Origin of the sequence: Paenibacillus sp. ACRSA (genome assembly GCF_022346845.1) — a bacterium.
In the GTDB taxonomy this organism is placed as follows: Bacteria; Bacillota; Bacilli; order Paenibacillales; family Paenibacillaceae; genus Paenibacillus.
Window position 1 is genome coordinate 98,334 of record NZ_JAKRNP010000002.1, and the last position, 15,336, is coordinate 113,669.

Genomic DNA, 15,336 nt, shown 5'->3' on the forward strand with positions numbered 1-15,336 from the left:
AGTCTAACGGGATTTGTTCTCTTGCGTTGGTCGCCACCATACATCCTTGAGCTTCTGGGCTGACGTTGGTGTTGCAGGAGATAGATACGGTGTACCAAAGGAGCGTAAACTGCTGAGGTGAATCACAATCAGGATGACCCCGAGCATTACACCGATTAAGCCAAGTGTGCCAGCCATCAGCATAATCGGAAAGCGCAATAGACGTGCCGCAATGCTGGCAGCATATCTAGGGATCATAAACGACGCAATTCCTGTAATCGCGACAATAATGATCATTGGAGCTGAGACAATTCCCGCAGTTGTAGCCGCTTGGCCGATAATTAATGCCCCAACGATACTCACAGCCGCACCCACCTGTTTAGGCAGCCGGATGCCAGCCTCCCTTAATGCTTCGAACGATATTTCCATAATGAGTGCCTCGACAAGTGCAGGAAAAGGAATCTCTTCCCGTGCTTTTGCAATACTAAGCAGCAGAACGGTTGGAACCATTTCTTGATGGAATGTGGTTATTGCTACATAAGCCGAAGGTAGCAGCAGAGACAATGCATAGAAAATGTAGCGCAGCCAGCGAACAAATACACTCATGAACATATTTTGATAATAATCCTCAGGGGACTGCAGCATGGAAAACAAAGTGACCGGGGCTATTAAACTAAATGGAGTACCATCGATAAGCAGTGCAAACTTTCCTTCTAACAGATTAGCAGTGACCACATCCGGTCGCTCCGTTGCAATCATCTGTGGAAAGGGCGAGAAGCGCTGATCGATGATTCCCTCCTCTATGTATTGGCTTTCTAACACGTCTTGTACTTTTAACTGTGCCAAACGAGCTTCTACTTCTTGCAATAATTTAGGATCTATGATGCCTTCCAGATAAGCAAGTGTAACCTGCGTGCCCGTATACTCCCCCATGGTTCGCATCTGTAGCTTAAGTGCTGGTGTTTTGATTCTCATTCGAAGCAAGGATAGATTCGTACTCAATGATTCGGTAAAACCATCCCGTGAACCTCGTACCGTAGATTCCGCTGCTGGCTCCTCCGGCGTTCGGCTGGGAACTTGGTACAAGGGATAAAGTGTGCCCGGTACTTCGCCATCGATCAGGATAAGGGCTTGTCCTTCCATCACCGCCTGGACAGCTTGGCTTAAGGCAAGAATGGTCTTAGATGAAGCCATCGGAACTTGCGTAGGCTCTGCATTTCTTTTCATTTCCATAAGCGGCTCTAACACATGACGTTCAAGCCGATCCGTATCACATAGCCCAACACAGTACACGCAGAGCGCAGTAGTCTGACAGGCCGTACGGAACGAATGAAATATAACATCGGAACAACCTGCAAATGTGGTGCGCAGAGTAGCTTCATCTTCTATTAATTTACCGGTCAGTAATGTTTTCTCTAACGTGCTCATGGTGTGTCCTCCAGATGCGTGACGTGATTCAAATATTCATAGTTAACGACAGCATGTCCTTCTGAAAACACATTTATACGCTTCTATTTCTCCTCACTACGCTCTCTATGTTTGAATAAGATGTTGAATAATTGCTATATGTTCTTCCAAATGCATAACAGAAAAAAGCCGCCACATGGCGGCAGTTCAATCTATAAAACTCGACTAACCTAAGAAGGCTTCTTCCTTCGAAACACGAACCATCTCTTCTGGGAAAACAGTCTTGAAATACTTCTCCACACTCCGATGAATGTTCGGACGATACCATTTCTCCAGATCGTGTTCCTTAAAAAGTTCAGGCATACCGAGCGACTTGGAACGTCTACCGCTTGCACCATCGCCAATATTCAACGTATCAATCCAGATATGATCAACGATACCTAGTAGCTTCTTAGGGAAATCTGGCGTAAACGGTAATACGGGCGAGATAGAAGCCTGCGTAGGTATCCCAGCTTGATGCATCTCCTGCAAAGCCTTCATTCGTAGTCGAATCCCGGGTGCATAGGGTGCAAATATTTGTTTTACATCCTCTCGGTCGGTCTCCACGGTCATCGAAACGATAACATGGCTTCGCTTCGTTAGTTCCTTAATCAGATCAATATCACGTGTAACCAATGGACTGCGTGTCTGGATCTGAAGGTGATCCGGGGGACATTCCATCATCGCTTCCAGCACACCACGTGTAATTTCGGCTTGGCGTTCAATTGGCTGGTAAGGGTCTGTTGCTGAAGACATAAACAAATGAATTGGTTTGTTCTTGGCACGTAGCTTCTTCCATTCTTTTGCATAGTTCTCAGCTGCATTTATTTTCACATCGACCCATTCACCCCAAGGAATGTCCTTAAACCTCTGAATGGGCATCTCTCGAACATAACAATATTGACATGAGAAGGCACAACCACTATATGGATTAAGTGAATGCGTGAATCCCACGTTTAAGTAGCCTTTTGCTTCCGTCAATATCTGTTTAGCTAAGATTTCCGTGGTTTTCACGATCTGTTCCCCCTCTTATTGAGCTTGGAATACTCGCATGTACTGTTTATAATCGTCCTGACTAAACACGTTAAAAATGATCTGCTCAAAGTGATGATCCGGATGAGCATCTAACCACTGCTGTACAGTTGTAACTGCAATATTGGAAGCCTCGGCTTTGGGAAAACCAAATACTCCTGTAGATATCGAGCATAACGCTACCGTTCTGATATCATCTATTTCATGCGCAAGCTCTAGACAGGACAGGTAGCAGGAAGCAAGTTCCTCCTGTTGCTGTATAGTCAGCGTTGTTCCTTGAGGAACAATAGGACCCACCGTGTGCAGAATGTATGTTGCAGGCAAATGATACGCTCGCGTAATTTTAGCTCCACCCGTTGCTTCCGTCTCATTTTGGATGGTCATGATTCGATTGCAGTCCTCTCTTAGCAAAGGACCTGCCGCGGAATGAATGGCATTATCGATACAAGCATGTAACGGCTGAAAGCAGCCCAGCATATATTCATTTGCTGCATTCACAATAGCGTCTACCTGGAGCTGCGTGATGTCCCCTTGCCAAACATAGAGTTGATCCGCATGTTCAATAGAAGACTCGGGAAACAGATACGATATCGGGTTAAGCTGATCGCTCCGAACAATCTCTTTCTCTCCAAGCTCCTTTTGCAAAAGGGAATCCATTTCTCTCTGGAATGCAACTGGAACTGGCACTGGTTTTCTTAAGTTCATAAGTCCTCTGAGCAATTCCCTCTTCTCTGCATATTCGGATGGAATAGACACATGCTGAAGATTACTGAATTCCTCAAGAAGATGCGTTAATAACGTATCGACGATTTCCTCTTTTGACGCTTCGGTTGGAGGATAGGGTACATATGTGCTTTCTAACTGAATTTCATGTGCATATGCGCTCAAAGGCAATTGAATCATCTATATTCCTTCTTCCTATGTCCCTTTCATGGGGAAAAACATACATTTATGTACGGATCAATTGAAATACTTGATTCATATCCTCCGTAAAGGCGATGGTCTTATGTTGGTTCTCGGCTAATCCTGCTGGTTCAGCTTGGTTAAAACGAATCAATGTAGCAAGCTCATTATGGTACGTCATTCGTTCAAACGGATACCGGATAATACCTGGCGTATTAAACCCAACACCAAGTTCCATGTAGACTACGTTCTGGTTTTCAGAGTCTTGTATAAAGCTACGATACATTCTCTCAGACATATGCCATTGCTCATCTTGAACAAAATATTCGTTAATTCGTAGGTTCACATCCATACTTCCCCCACAGACAGGACATTTAGGCACAAGGTTTGTTGGTATCTTACAATCGACCGTCTGCTCTACCATCTTCTTCACTAGCTCTTCATTATCATACAGTGTATCATGGCATCCCTTTTCGCATTGCAGATACCCATAATTACCCTGAATCTCAAATATAGAGCTGGAAGCAAACCCTGCCTTCTCGAATTGGCTCTCAACATTAGTAGAAATCACAAAATGCTTTTTGTTTTTCACTAGCTCATACAAATCCAGATAGAGTTGTGTTGTACCTGTGTCGTAACGATTCAGTTGGATATGTCGCGCCCAGTAAGCCCACTTGTCTTCCTGCGTCTCAAAAGGATAAAATCCAGAGCTATACAGATCCGTGAATCCGTACTTATCAATGAAGTCACCAAAGTGATCTGTAAATCTCTTCCCATTAAAAGTTATGCCAGCAGCAGCCGATAGACCCGCTCCTCCTCCCAGCAAAATATAATCTGCCTCTTGCATAGCAGCTTTAGCAAGATCTATCCGTTGTTGATAATTGGTATTCATTATAAGCTCTCCCTCTATCAAGTCTGTCGTATGCTCTCCTAGCACACACCCATTATAGTTTTATATCAAACAAATATAGTGAAGATAGTTCAACCCATTAAAATTCAATCTTCTGAAGTAAGCTTATCACGGTCTTCTTTTCATCTAATGAGAACTTCTCATAGATCTTCTTAATAAGATGATGGGATATCTCTTCAAACTCTTCCCGCAGATCATGTCCTTTCGCTGTAAGAGATAAACGATAGATCCGCGTATCCTTCAGATCCTTCTCTTTATGGATGTATCCTCTTTTCACCAGTTTATCGACCAGAACCGTTACGGTTGACTTGTCTCGATCAATTAACTTGGACAGCTCTTGCATCGTAAGACTATCCTGCTGATATAAACGAAACAGAATATCACCATGAGATGGTGCAATATCGTTAATATTCCTTTTCCTTAATTCACTCTCAATAAAACGATTACCATGACGATGTATCCGACCAACCAGGGACAGTATGTAATTTTCATTCATTTGTCTATTTTAGTTTTATATAAAACTATAGTCAAGACAACTACCTAACATGGAAGATTATTTCCACATTCATATAAAAAGTGATACGAATAGCCTCATGAATGTTGTAATATTTCCGAATGATGTGATCCAGGTATTCAATGAGATGTCGCACAATAAACACAATAATCAGGATGAAGTTACGGGCACTTACCACATGGTAAAGAAGATCAATACTCAACTCTTCGTCGATTCATTCAATTCGTAATATCAAAAATAACCTCTGATTGATGATTGCTCATCTTCAGAGGTTATTGCGCTTGGAATCACTGACGTATTGCTCTACTGTATTACATCGAATGAGAGTTTGCTTCATCGAGCTTTAAAGCCGTTGTAGAACGTATCCACCACGAGCGCTGCAGCCGATTTTCTAGCGATATGTCCATCAACAACTTGCTGCCAGGTAAGAAAAAGAATCGAATACAACACATCAATAATCCAATTACAATTCACATCCTGACGGAAATATCCTCTTTGTTGCAGCATACTAACCGCTTCCAAGACAGGCTCTCTTAGCTTCTGATCTGCACCTTCAATGTCCGGATTATAGTTTACAGAAGAATCATGTCCCAGGAAATAAATCTTATCTCCAAGTGGAATGAGGGCTTCAATTAAGTTCGGGAAATAATCCTCACAGTTCTCTTCACTCAGCGGGAACTCCCGAATCTTCTCACTAACAACTTCAATGGCACGGAATCCCAGATGAATCATGAGCTGTTCCCTGCTCTCCACATACCGATGCAATGTCGCAATTCCGATGCCAGCTGCATCAGCAATATCATTCATGGAGGCGTTGGGCTTCTCAATAAGCAGCTTGGTTGCTTCATCAAGTATGGAGTTCAGCCGTGTTTGTTTCATGGATGACATTTCTTTTTTCATGTTCGTACACCTCAAGGGAAATATGCTTATTAATGTGTCGCATCTCATTGCCCAGTATACCATAATCTAGAGCTATTCATTATTTCAGCTTTTTCACCATTCTGTATAAGGATACCGCGGGTTTATTCACTTCGGATGTGACCTCATAACCAAGTCTGGCATAAAGTTTGGCCGCTAGATGATTTTCTTTTTTCACAGTGAGCGAACATAGGCTGAATCCCTGCTTGATTGCTTGTGTTTCCGCATGATGAATAAGCTGTGATCCGATCCCCATCCCTCTGCTCTCCGGCATAGCAGCAAGTGTGGCAATATGGAACTCTCCTGCGAATCCTTCCTTTAAAGTAATCGTAGATAATAATGCTCTTGGATGTAACAAGCTATAACCAATTAGAGCTAGTTTTCGATGAGCAAACAGTTGTTTTACCGTAGAACTGACCAGCTTATCCAGAACCGTTATTGGTAAACAGGTAATCATTCCAAGTGTTGAATCACCCATTTTCGCTTCATAAGCATATTCATGACTAAAACGATTATTTCTAGACTTCCATAACTTACGGAAGGTAGCATCAACGACGCTCTGCCTGCTCGACCCCGCTATGGTATGGGCAATATCCCCCACAGCCATTAAATTAAGCTTAGCTCCTGCAAGTGAGTGCGGGTTGGCTTGTACGATGGAAATGTTGGTCATATTAATCACTCCTATGATCATTAATGATAAGGATATCATTCGGTTGCGAATGCTCGCGCTGCTATGCTATGTGCTATTCACCATCTATTTAGTACCAAGATCTATACCTTCAATTTTGATATGAATTGTACTAATCGGTAATCCTGTGAAATTCTCTACGGCTGCTCTCACATTCTCCTGCAGATCTCTGCACACTTCCTGCATTCGGATCCCATACCGCACAATTACACTTAATTGAATATCTAATCCTGTGTCCTGTTCTCTTAGCTCGATGCCGTTATATATACGTTTACCAGTCAATTTTTGTGCAAGTGACTCCACAATTCCGGTAGACAACGATCCAATACCCTCGGTCATACTTACTGTTTTACCAATAATTTTGGATACAACCTCTTTAGAAAAAGTTGTTTTGCCCAGTACGTTTTGAATCAACATCGTCTCCATCCCCTTTATAAAACTTTTCGTACTACATGCATTTTAGAGGTGATGCTTGAACTTCCTTTAAATTTTTGATAGTTATTACTATCATTTGATTATATAATATTTCATTTTTATATATGAAGTCAACTTTCCTTTTAGGAATACTAGAGCGATTAGCAGACGATGAGGTGGTATGATTGCATCATACCCCTATAAAAACTAGAAAGATGGTGCCAACGTGCAGTATTTTATCGCGATCGTTCCGCCTGACGATTACAAAGATCAGATCACTTCGTTTCGTAATCGTTGGGAACATCATCGGCTTAACGAAGTTGCCGAGCCTCACATCACAGTGAAGGCACAAGGTGGGCTTACAGCGGATCTAACCTGGCTTGATAAAGTAAAAGTACTATGCTCGTCCGTACAACATTTTCAGTTAACATTTACAGAGCCATCAGCGTTCGGAAATGAGGTTGTTTTTCTTGGCGTACGTTCCAAAGAAATATTTGAATTCCACAAATTACTGGTAGGAACCGTAGTCCCTCCGTCTGAACTTATCAAACAATATTTTGAATTGGATGAGTTCCATCCTCATTTAACGTTGGGTCAAACCCATTGGGGAATGCATGAATCAGAAGTTGAAGAAATGAAGCTCACATCAAAACATGCATTAGCCCCTTTTCCAACCTTTATGGTAACGCACGTTCGAGTGTACCAAGAAGTTGAACCTAACCAATACGTTCCATTTGAGGACATCCCACTCGCTCGTTGACCGCCATAATGAAGGACATGGCTAACTTGGTCAATCATTATAATTACATAGCCGAAACAGAAAAAAACAGACGTGAATTAGCTTCACGTCTGTTAATTTCGAATCAATATATTATGGCCTATTCTGGGTCGACACTTGAAAATGCATCTTTCAACTTATCACACATCAGATACCAAGCATCTTCTGCGATGGCTATATCTCCATGATGTGTGAATCCATGTGGCACGTCTTCATACTGTTTGAAATGTACCTTCACACCTTGCTGCTTAAGTCTATCTGCATAGTCTCTTGCTTCGGCAGCGAGTGAATCCTTGCTCGCAGTAATAATTAGAGCCTCCGGCAAACCCTCAAGAGACTCGGCGAACACAGGTGAAGCCAAAGGATTCTGAGCATCGGCTGAATTCTCCAGATACATTGCGTTAAACATTCTAGCCACTTCCGCAGGAATCGCTTCGGGGAAGTTTGGTTTAAGTGCAGGATCGGTGTGTAAATCAAGTGGCGGATAGTCCAGTATCTGCAATACAAATGGCAGTTGATTCCTACGCTGCTTGTTCAACAAACACACAGCCGCTGCTAGGTTCCCTCCAGCACTATGTCCTCCAATGGCCAGTTTCGCTGAATGAATTCCGAAGTCTTCTGGGTGCTCATGCACCCACACAGCTACGTCATAACATTCATGAACTGCTGTAGGAAACTTATGCTCAGGAGCCAATCGGTAATCAATGTTGATAACGACACAATGAGCTTCATGTGCAATGAGCGGGCACCAAGGATCATCTCCTTCAGCATCCCCAGCGATAAAACCACCCCCATGCATATTAATAAATGCAGGTAAGGGTTCGCCTGGATCGGGCTCAGGAGTATAAATCAAGACACGAGTTTCACCAACAGAGGTAGGAATGAATACTTCTTGACGTTGTACAGAGAAACTGGAGCTTGGTTTCAGCCCTGAATCAGTATCAACCGGATTCTCACGTATTTGAGTTATCATTTCTTGCTGTTCTTCATTCATGGTCTTCACTCCATTCATTATTCATGGGGTTAATCACTCTGAATCAGACTGCACTTCGATTTCCTTAATAATTCGAGCCGGATTGCCACCAACGACTACATTATCTGGGACATCCTTTGTCACAACCGCACCTGAAGCGATAACGACATTATGACCAATGTTCACGCCAGGGTTGATAATAGCTCTACCCCCAATCCAGACATTGTTGCCGATGGTAACAGGTTTACCATACTCCGGTCCGGCTGCACGTTGAACAGGATCCAGTGGGTGTGTTGCCGTATAGATATGTACATCTGGTCCCATTAAGCAATGATCTCCGATTCGCACTTCACAGACATCGAGAATGGTGCAGTTAAAATTGGTATAGAAGTGGTTGCCAACATGGATGTTATAGCCATAATCAAAATGAATATTTGGCTCCATATACAGAAAGTCTCCCGTTGACCCCAGCATTTCTTTTAACATCTTAACACGAATTTCTCCATCAGACTCTGTCGTTTGATTGTACAACCGTGTCATTCTCCGGATCTGTTCTCTTTCTTGGCTCAGCTGAGGATCTGCAGCATTGTATAGCTCGCCATCCAGCATTTTCTGTTTTTCTGTCTTAGAGATGGATTCCATAGTTATAATAGCTCCTTCACTTGCGTAAAATTTTATATTTATAATACTTTTTAAATGTATTTTAATTATAGGCTGAATATGGAATAAATCAAGTCTTCCATCCTTGAAATAGAAAAGGCCGCCATGTTGGCGGCCCTTTCATGCGATATAATATATTGATTCTCAAGTTGAGAATTTATACTGCACCTACGACGGCATGTGGCACATACGGTTCTTCCAAGAATGAAATTTCTTCAGAGGTCAGTTTCACTGACAATGCTCCAACGGCATTATCTAGATGCGAAATTTTTGTCGCACCGATAATCGGAGCCGCAACTGGTTGTTTCTGTAGTAACCATGCTAGCGCAATCTGTGCCCGAGGGACTTCATATCTGTTTGCAAGTTCTGCAACACGTTCCACAATAACACGATCCGTTTCGATGGTTGCGTCATATTTGGATTTCTGAATGTGATCTGACTCGGATCGTTCAGTTGTTGTCTCAGGATCTCTAGTCAGTCTCCCTGATGCAAGTGGGCTGTAAGGAATGACACCAATCTTCTCATCCCTACATAGTGGAAGCATCTCTCTTTCTTCTTCGCGATATAGAAGGTTGAGATGATTTTGCATGGAAACAAAACGAGTCCATCCATGTACTTCAGCCACATGCAATGCTTTCAAGAACTGCCACGCGTACATTGCGGAAGCCCCAATATATCTCACTTTTCCAGCCTTCACCACATCATGCAGTGCCTCCATCGTTTCTTCAATGGGAGTATTGTAGTCCCAGCGATGAATCTGGTACAGGTCGACGTAATCCGTGCCCAATCGTTTAAGACTTTTATCTAATTCACTGATAATGGCCTTACGTGATAGTCCTCCACCGTTAGGTCCTTCATGCATACGTCCATGGACTTTCGTAGCTATAACGATCTCATCTCGATTAGCAAAATCTTGGAGTGCTCGTCCAAGAATCTCTTCGCTTGCTCCAATGGAATATATATTGGCCGTGTCAAAAAAGTTAATCCCCATCTCAACGGCCTTCTGAATGATTGGCCGGCTATTGGCTTCATCAAGCACCCAGGAATGTATCCATTTGTTTGCATCCCCAAATCCCATACAACCAAGGCATAATCTCGAAACATCCATTCCCGTATTCCCAAGTTTCACGTATTCCATTGTTCATTCACTCCTTCAATTGGATGTGTTACCCGTTCATGTCTTTTATTATGTACCAAAAGTGAAGTTGAACGTTATCTCATTTATATCAAATGATTGCCTAATCCTCTTATAAGGATTAATTACAATAACAAAACACCTTCAAGAAGGATCCCTTATCTTACGACAAGGATTCATTCACCTGAAGGTGTTATGTGTTCTCACGCTATAGTTAAAGGTTAGTACCTTGGTTCAGGTATAACTCTTGTATCGTATTTTTGACAATGATATTACTCAATCACCGAATCTGACTAAGGCTTAGTCCAGGTTTACAGTCACATTCACATTGCCTTTGATGGCTTTGGAATATGGACAGTAGTCATGGGCAAGTTTTACGAATTTTTGAGCTTGCTCCTCATCCAATCCGTCAATTCTCACTTCAAGCTCAACTTCCAGCTTAACACCGTTATCTGAAGGATCGGTCTGAAGCATTACAGTTGCAGTCACTGTGCTTTTCTCAATGCTTACATTGTGTTTCTTCAATTGATATTCCAAGGCTGAATTGAAGCATGCACTATACCCAGCAGCAAACAATTGCTCCGGATTCGTAGCCGTAGTCACTTTACCGCCAAGCTCAGGTGGTGCAGCCACATCAAGCATAAACACAGTATCTGGAGATTGAACGACACCTTGACGTCCACCGGTATTAATCACTGAAGTTTCATATAAAGTTTTCATTGTAATAAGCTCCTCTGCAAATGTTTTAGTTTTTTAATCATTCATAATACTTTTGCTTACAATTGAATTGTACACAATTAAATTGTTGTTGTAAAGCTTTTATTTTCTTTTTTTTGGATCGTATTTTTAGCTCAACTCACATGGCCTATGATGTAGGATTCTCATGACACAAATAAAAAGAAGATACCTCATAAGAGATATCCTCTAAACACCATAATATTAAAATTGTCGAGCACTGATCGACATATCAATTTTATGACCTGTTGAACTGTAGGTATAAACTTTGACGCTTGTTGTACCTATAACACCGATTCTTATTATATTTTGTTTCCCTTTCTCAAAAGGAACAACAAGTGGTGAAAGACTACCCACAGTAACTTTTGCATAAATGGTATCCGAGCTAGTGTTATGAATCCATAGATCAGCATCTTCTCCGTTTTCAGGATTAAATGTAAATGATCTCTCATATGCACTGTAACCACTGAAAGTATCTGGTTCTATAGTTTGTAACTCCATAGGAGTAATAACCGAATCGTCAAGTTGCTCCAAAGCGGTTGAAGGATTGGTATACGTCTCTTTTACACGATCTTCTAATGCACCAATAGTAACTGAATTGGCAGATAGTATTACAGCCAACGCTACAACAGCACCTAACATTTTATTGAATAACAAAAAGTAATTCCTCCTCTAAGGTAGTATGTATTTGTGCTCAAATTACTTATACAATACTATTACCAAAACATGGAATCGTATATAGGACAAAAGTACAAATGTTAATTAATAACATTTATACTGAGTATATAAAATTTTTCAAGTCTTAAGGCCTATGCTGGAGGCTACTCGATATACAAAAACAAGGCAACCAACAGTGGCTACCTTGTTCTGTAAACGTTATTTGGATAAGTGAGGATACACATAAACGATTGTTTACTCGCTTATTCGCTTTATCTATGTGAAACTGATCGGCTCCATCCAACTGAATATCGGGATATTACGAAGGATACCAAATGATATGGTTAGGCCTAACATACTGTACAACAGCCCATTTTTCAGGTTGACCCAATCTTTCTTCGCAGCCAGCATATACAACAGATATAGCGGAGCTAATATAAAAATAAGCATATTGTATCGAAAGGCTTCGTGAATATCGAGTCTTAATATAGCCCCGAGTGAACGAGTAATACCACACCCTGGGCAGTAAAGCCCCGTAACTTCATGGAATACACATGGAATGCCAATTCCTGTTAGAGGCAGCCATACTTTTAAATACAGATATCCGGCTCCACCGATCAATATCGTCCCAAGCACCTTTTTACGAACAGAAGAATTAGTAGTGATGAGGCGCATGCGCATATTTGTTAATCTCAGATTGAGCCAAAGCGTAAGTAATAATGCCCATACCAAAAAGCATCAGAACCAGGTACAGAACCGAGTGATCCTGACTGTATTGTTTCCGTTGGTAATGAACAACTTCTAAATGTTTACCTAATTGATATGACCATATGTAACTCCAGATTCCACAAGTCACGAGTGTTAATAACAGATGTTTCAATCCAACGAAATCCCGATCTCCACTAAGTTTGCTCACATCTTCTGTTATCGTATAGAACCAATAAATCCCATACAACCCGCACGTGATAATCGTAAATACAATGGATAAAGCTATACTTCTATTCGTAACCACTCTATTAATCCTCCCCATGCTGTGTAATGAATGTATACTTTAATTTTATTCTTCACATGGTGGACTATGACTGACACACGCAAAGATGAACACAATTTCACCCCCTTATTCGGTAATACTCTCTAGCTTAATTCATACTTTAACTCTACAACCCATAGGAATCATTATGGATATATTCCAGTATATTCATATTAGATCTAGCTGTACACTATTTGTTGAAAAAACAAAAGAAGCAAACAAAGACTTCCGGAAGAGATCTAATTCTACTTCCTTCAGAACACATCCAAGAGTCTTTGCTTGCTTTAGCAGATATTCACCTATATATTAGAATGTTTCTTCTTCATTGCCTCATATAACTCCTCATTGGTCAGGTGATTCTCGAAATTCGTGATCAATATGACCTTTTTGTCCTCGGGCGCATATAACACTTCTCGCTGCCACATGAAGAAATGTGGACCGTCACCGATATTTCTAACTACACCCATAAGTATGCCTAACCAATAGGCGGTTTGCTTCACATCCGTCAGGCAGTCATTTTGATAGAATCCTTGCCACTTGCCATGTTCTCGGTCGATCATGCTCTGGTGTGCAGATTCATAAGCTTCCCTGGCTCTACCTAGTTGATAAAATGCATTCATATAATCTTGTTGCTCATAGTGAGTGTAAGCTTCACAGAACGCAAGTCCACCCTCAGCAAAGTCAGCATACATCTGGTACTGCAAACCGATGCTGTCATCTAGCAGGACTTTTGCCGTAATTTCGTTTCTGACATCAGCAGTCTTACGCAACATACGACGATAACTCTCAAGCGCTTCTCTACATTTTCCCGCATACCACTGAATTTGCTTCGCAAAGTTGTCCTCATCACACGCCCAATTCATACCTTGCACGGGAGATAAGGTATCCGCCTTCAACCATTGTGACACGAACTGGCGTGTACTGTAATTGTAAAACTGATCTCCACAACCCTCATCCGCATGTTTCCCATACCTTGGGGCACAATCAGCATATTTACGATAAAGTTCTGCGATCCCCTGATGCTCTCCCTCATAATAGGCACTTACATAACGCTCTGGATAGGTTGAATGATCTAAGTCTCCGTTAGACCATATCTCAGCGATCGCTTGCAAGACATATACATGTGGCTTAACGTTGGAACAATTCACGATCAGGAAGTCATTGACACCTCGTTCTTGTGCATGAACAAGCTCATCCCTAACCATTGTTAATGAATTCGGTAACATCGTCATATGACTTGCTGCCTGTAGATCATAGAATGAGGCATGATAATACACACCGTGAGAATCGTGCTTCTTGTCTTCAGCGGGAAGTGCCTCAGTTCGTGAGTCAACCGCATGTTGTCTTCTGGCAACCATTTTACCGTACCCATTGTCTCCCCATATTTTGATGGTGTCCTCAGGAATGGTTAGATAGCCCTTCTGGTATAAATCAACCATTTCGCCATATAAATTCGTACAAAACACAGGATTGTCCACCGATTTCCTCACGATAGTGCGCTGTTCTTCCATGATTGAAGCAATCAATCGTCCTCTGCTCTCATCCGTCTCGTAACGTTCATCATCTAACCAAAATGGTCGATCTCCCTGCCCCCGGAAACCAATGTTCCATATCACCTTCTTGTCAGCCTGCTTCTGTACCCCTTGCTCCCACAGCGCTCGGAACAGATCGGGATGTTCATCAAAGGAAGGATTCAGATCCGGGTAAGCTCTTAGGAACATGTCTGCGCCCAGGGGTTCTGCGTGATGATGTGTAATCCATAGTCCCATATCTGTGGCCAGTTCACTGTACTTCTTCGAATTATGATCCGTATCCGGAATAACCATGTTACCACCCAGGCGTAACAATGCTTCCATGACCATGACCCACGGTTCCTCTGTACTTCCATTCAGTGTCCAATGATTAATCAACACCTCATCGTTAACAAACCACCCGCGGTAACGATAAGCAGCTGGGGTCGATTCAATGGTGGATGTCTCGATCTCTATGTAAGGCACTTGTTGCAACACTTGATCATTCCAAAACCAGAACGGCTGAATTCCGAGGAATGTATAGCTCAATTCATTCAGTGCATAGATACAGCCTAAGCTATCAGAGGCTTGAATGCTGAGCGTGTCGTGATCAATATCAATAATATAAGCTTCCTCTTGTACGTTACTGTTGTGCTTCAAATAGATGTCACCCGTCGTAATGACTATATCCTGCGTTGTACTTAATGTAAGTTCAAGATCACGATAGAACCTCTGAATTGCAAGCTGAATCGGTTTCGTATTTAACTCTGAATGAATCTTGGTATCCGATGATAAAATAAACATAAGTACCCTCCAGTATAGAATGAATAACATTTCGTAATAACGCTTTCATTTCTCTGGTTCATGAATCTGATTCATACATCTGCTTCACATCTCATACTATCGTTTCCCCATCAAACCATCAACTAGGACATATCAATAATTTCAATTAGAAGTTCTTAGGACATGCTCACTATAAATGAAAAAAGTCGCCATAAGGCGACTCTCACTACATGTTGAAGAACGATACTCCGTTTCATAAAAGCTTAGGTG

At 41.8% G+C, this 15,336-nt stretch carries 17 protein-coding genes; 1 reads left to right on the forward strand and 16 read right to left on the reverse strand.

What is annotated here, in order from left to right; genetic code table 11:
- Positions 1-3: 3 nt before the first annotated feature.
- From MH215_RS05410 to MH215_RS05445, 8 genes are all read right to left on the reverse strand, one after another.
- Entirely contained in the window at positions 4-1,407 is a 1,404-nt protein-coding gene (locus tag MH215_RS05410; RefSeq protein WP_239288896.1) for a spore germination protein, read from the reverse strand.
- 204 nt (positions 1,408-1,611) lie between these two features.
- Positions 1,612-2,439, reverse strand: a complete 828-nt coding sequence (locus MH215_RS05415; protein ID WP_239288898.1) for an SPL family radical SAM protein — start codon at positions 2,437-2,439, stop codon at positions 1,612-1,614.
- 15 nt (positions 2,440-2,454) lie between these two features.
- Complete coding sequence (locus tag MH215_RS05420) at positions 2,455-3,360, reverse strand: protein-ADP-ribose hydrolase (RefSeq protein ID WP_239288900.1); 906 nt, start codon at positions 3,358-3,360, stop codon at positions 2,455-2,457.
- A 46-nt stretch (positions 3,361-3,406) separates the two neighbouring features.
- Positions 3,407-4,252 carry an SIR2 family NAD-dependent protein deacylase gene (locus MH215_RS05425; RefSeq protein ID WP_239288902.1) on the reverse strand — a complete coding sequence of 282 codons (846 nt, stop codon included), beginning with the start codon at positions 4,250-4,252 and terminating at the stop codon, positions 3,407-3,409.
- A gap of 97 nt (positions 4,253-4,349) precedes the next feature.
- On the reverse strand, positions 4,350-4,766 hold the full coding sequence (locus MH215_RS29015) for a MarR family winged helix-turn-helix transcriptional regulator (RefSeq protein ID WP_275446010.1): 417 nt from the start codon (positions 4,764-4,766) through the stop codon (positions 4,350-4,352).
- Positions 4,767-5,117: 351 nt separating this feature from the next.
- A complete protein-coding gene (locus MH215_RS05435; RefSeq protein WP_239288904.1) occupies positions 5,118-5,684 on the reverse strand; it encodes a TetR/AcrR family transcriptional regulator in 567 nt (188 codons plus the stop codon).
- Positions 5,685-5,763: 79 nt separating this feature from the next.
- Positions 5,764-6,372 carry a GNAT family N-acetyltransferase gene (locus tag MH215_RS05440; protein ID WP_239288906.1) on the reverse strand — a complete coding sequence of 203 codons (609 nt, stop codon included), beginning with the start codon at positions 6,370-6,372 and terminating at the stop codon, positions 5,764-5,766.
- Between the two features lie 84 nt (positions 6,373-6,456).
- Positions 6,457-6,807, reverse strand: a complete 351-nt coding sequence (locus MH215_RS05445) for an Asp23/Gls24 family envelope stress response protein (protein ID WP_239288908.1) — start codon at positions 6,805-6,807, stop codon at positions 6,457-6,459.
- Positions 6,808-7,030: 223 nt separating this feature from the next.
- Between MH215_RS05445 and MH215_RS05450 the strand changes: the two genes are divergently transcribed.
- Positions 7,031-7,564 (forward strand): 2'-5' RNA ligase family protein, encoded by a 534-nt coding sequence (locus tag MH215_RS05450; protein WP_239288911.1) that lies wholly within the window; start codon positions 7,031-7,033, stop codon positions 7,562-7,564.
- 118 nt (positions 7,565-7,682) lie between these two features.
- On the opposite strand, the gene MH215_RS05455 is transcribed toward MH215_RS05450, so the two are convergent.
- From MH215_RS05455 to MH215_RS05490, 8 genes are all read right to left on the reverse strand, one after another.
- Entirely contained in the window at positions 7,683-8,576 is an 894-nt protein-coding gene (locus tag MH215_RS05455; protein ID WP_239288912.1) for an alpha/beta hydrolase, read from the reverse strand.
- 33 nt (positions 8,577-8,609) lie between these two features.
- Positions 8,610-9,197 carry a sugar O-acetyltransferase gene (locus MH215_RS05460; protein WP_239288919.1) on the reverse strand — a complete coding sequence of 196 codons (588 nt, stop codon included), beginning with the start codon at positions 9,195-9,197 and terminating at the stop codon, positions 8,610-8,612.
- Between the two features lie 175 nt (positions 9,198-9,372).
- Positions 9,373-10,353, reverse strand: a complete 981-nt coding sequence (locus MH215_RS05465; protein ID WP_239288921.1) for an aldo/keto reductase — start codon at positions 10,351-10,353, stop codon at positions 9,373-9,375.
- 297 nt (positions 10,354-10,650) lie between these two features.
- Positions 10,651-11,070: an organic hydroperoxide resistance protein gene (locus MH215_RS05470; RefSeq protein WP_056691897.1), complete on the reverse strand. Its 420-nt coding sequence runs from the start codon at positions 11,068-11,070 to the stop codon at positions 10,651-10,653.
- Positions 11,071-11,289: 219 nt separating this feature from the next.
- Positions 11,290-11,742: a hypothetical protein gene (locus MH215_RS05475; protein WP_239288922.1), complete on the reverse strand. Its 453-nt coding sequence runs from the start codon at positions 11,740-11,742 to the stop codon at positions 11,290-11,292.
- A gap of 276 nt (positions 11,743-12,018) precedes the next feature.
- Positions 12,019-12,423, reverse strand: a complete 405-nt coding sequence (locus MH215_RS05480) for a DUF2752 domain-containing protein (RefSeq protein WP_239288923.1) — start codon at positions 12,421-12,423, stop codon at positions 12,019-12,021.
- Positions 12,398-12,754 carry a DUF4234 domain-containing protein gene (locus tag MH215_RS05485; protein WP_239288924.1) on the reverse strand — a complete coding sequence of 119 codons (357 nt, stop codon included), beginning with the start codon at positions 12,752-12,754 and terminating at the stop codon, positions 12,398-12,400. Before MH215_RS05485 ends, MH215_RS05480 begins: the two co-directional genes overlap by 26 nt.
- A 317-nt stretch (positions 12,755-13,071) precedes the next feature.
- Positions 13,072-15,087: a glycosyl hydrolase 115 family protein gene (locus MH215_RS05490; protein ID WP_239288925.1), complete on the reverse strand. Its 2,016-nt coding sequence runs from the start codon at positions 15,085-15,087 to the stop codon at positions 13,072-13,074.
- Between the last annotated feature and the right edge of the window lie 249 nt (positions 15,088-15,336).

Excerpts from the sequence above, each read along its gene's own strand:
- MH215_RS05410 (WP_239288896.1), bottom strand. The coding sequence starts at position 1,407 with ATGAGCACGTTAGAGAAAACATTACTGACCGGTAAATTAATAGAAGAT.
- MH215_RS05420 (WP_239288900.1), bottom strand. The coding sequence starts at position 3,360 with ATGATTCAATTGCCTTTGAGCGCATATGCACATGAAATTCAGTTAGAA.
- MH215_RS05425 (WP_239288902.1), bottom strand. The coding sequence starts at position 4,252 with ATGAATACCAATTATCAACAACGGATAGATCTTGCTAAAGCTGCTATG.
- MH215_RS29015 (WP_275446010.1), bottom strand. The coding sequence starts at position 4,766 with ATGAATGAAAATTACATACTGTCCCTGGTTGGTCGGATACATCGTCAT.
- MH215_RS05435 (WP_239288904.1), bottom strand. The coding sequence starts at position 5,684 with ATGAAAAAAGAAATGTCATCCATGAAACAAACACGGCTGAACTCCATA.
- MH215_RS05440 (WP_239288906.1), bottom strand. The coding sequence starts at position 6,372 with ATGACCAACATTTCCATCGTACAAGCCAACCCGCACTCACTTGCAGGA.
- MH215_RS05445 (WP_239288908.1), bottom strand. The coding sequence starts at position 6,807 with ATGTTGATTCAAAACGTACTGGGCAAAACAACTTTTTCTAAAGAGGTT.
- MH215_RS05455 (WP_239288912.1), bottom strand. The coding sequence starts at position 8,576 with ATGAATGAAGAACAGCAAGAAATGATAACTCAAATACGTGAGAATCCG.
- MH215_RS05460 (WP_239288919.1), bottom strand. The coding sequence starts at position 9,197 with ATGGAATCCATCTCTAAGACAGAAAAACAGAAAATGCTGGATGGCGAG.
- MH215_RS05465 (WP_239288921.1), bottom strand. The coding sequence starts at position 10,353 with ATGGAATACGTGAAACTTGGGAATACGGGAATGGATGTTTCGAGATTA.
- MH215_RS05470 (WP_056691897.1), bottom strand. The coding sequence starts at position 11,070 with ATGAAAACTTTATATGAAACTTCAGTGATTAATACCGGTGGACGTCAA.
- MH215_RS05480 (WP_239288923.1), bottom strand. The coding sequence starts at position 12,423 with ATGCGCATGCGCCTCATCACTACTAATTCTTCTGTTCGTAAAAAGGTG.
- MH215_RS05490 (WP_239288925.1), bottom strand. The coding sequence starts at position 15,087 with ATGTTTATTTTATCATCGGATACCAAGATTCATTCAGAGTTAAATACG.